General features: G+C 64.2%; 2 protein-coding genes. Both read right to left on the bottom strand.

Annotated elements, in window-relative coordinates; all coding sequences use genetic code 11:
- The coding region (locus tag AC097L_RS24135; protein WP_479589260.1) for an SMP-30/gluconolactonase/LRE family protein at window positions 1–512 on the bottom strand (512 nt) is incomplete at its 3' end.
- 17 nt (window positions 513–529) lie between these two features.
- On the bottom strand, window positions 530–1,462 hold a 933-nt coding region (locus AC097L_RS24140; RefSeq protein ID WP_479589261.1), incomplete at its 5' end, for a dihydroxy-acid dehydratase domain-containing protein.

Genomic DNA, 1,462 nt, shown 5'->3' on the forward strand with positions numbered 1-1,462 from the left:
CCGTCCAGCGACCAGGTCGGGCCGTTGGTCACGACGTAGCCGTCCGTCATGCGCGTGCATTGGTGATCCGGCGTCAATCGGTACAAGGCGCCGGTCGGCGCCTCGCAGGCAAAGTCCATGGTGCCGCCCCAGAAGCGTCCCTGCGCATCGCATTTTCCGTCGTTGAACCGGTTGCCTGTGCGCTCGGGTTCAGGCTGGTGCAGGCGCTGCAGCGCGCCGGTTTCCGGGTTAAAAAATGCAAAACCCCGGCGCAGTGTGACCAGCAGCCCGGATGCCGATGCACGCTCGGCCACGGCCGATATTTCTTCTTCAAAGGCCCAGCTGTCCCGCGCTTGCGTGGCCGGGTGGTAACGGTGCAGCTGATGGCCCAGGATGTCCACCCAATACAGCGCCTGGTGCCGAACAGACCACAAAGTTCCTTCGCCCAGCATCGCGTCTGCGGCCCAGACACAACGTGGCTCGCCCAGAATAAGAGGTGCCGGGCGTTCCGACACTTCAATGGCAGAAGGCATCATTTTCAATCGTCTATTTAATGCGACTCGCGCGGCACCAGGGCGCCGCTGCCACCCACCAGAAAGTCCAGGTCAGCGCCCAGGTGGGCTTGCTGCACATGGTCCACGTACAGCTTTTGGTAACCGCGGTTCGGGTGGACCGGGGGTTTCCAGCTCAGGCGCCGCCGTGCCAGTTCGTCGTCGGTCACTTCCAGGTGCAGGCGCCTGCCCGCGACATCGAGTTCAATCATGTCGCCGTTTTGTACCAGTGCCAGCGGGCCGCCCGCAGCGGCTTCCGGACTGGTGTGCAAGACCACGGTCCCGTAGGCCGTGCCGCTCATGCGGCCATCACTGATGCGCACCATGTCGGTGATGCCCTGCGCCAGCAGCTTGGGCGGCAAGCCCATGTTGCCGACCTCGGCCATGCCGGGGTAGCCCTTGGGGCCACAGTTTTTGAGCACCATCACGGAGTTGGCGTCCACGTCCAGATCGGGGTCGCCAATGCGCGCCTTGTAGTGGTCAAAGTCTTCAAACACCACGGCCTGACCGCGATGCTTCATGAGCGCCGGGGTGGCGGCTGAAGGCTTCAGCACCGCACCGCGCGGCGACAGGTTGCCGCGCAGGATGCACATGCTGCCGTCGGCCACCAACGGGTTCTCCAAAGGCCGGATAACTTCTGCGTTGTGGATGGGCGCGTCCAACACGTTGTCCCAGATGGACTTGCCGTTGACCGTGAGCGCATTCTTGTGCGGCAGCAGGCCGCCCTCGCCCATGCGGCGCAGCACGCCGGGCAGGCCGCCAGCGTAGTAAAAGTCTTCCATCAAAAAGCGGCCCGAGGGCTGCAGGTCCACCAGCGTGGGGGTGCCCTTGCCCACATTCGTCCAGTCTTCGAGTTCCAGCGGCACGCCGATGCGCCCGGCAATGGCCTTGAGGTGAATCACGGCATTGGTCGAGCCGCCAATGGCCGCGTT

Source organism: Rhodoferax sp. RT5P35, from assembly GCF_056521385.1.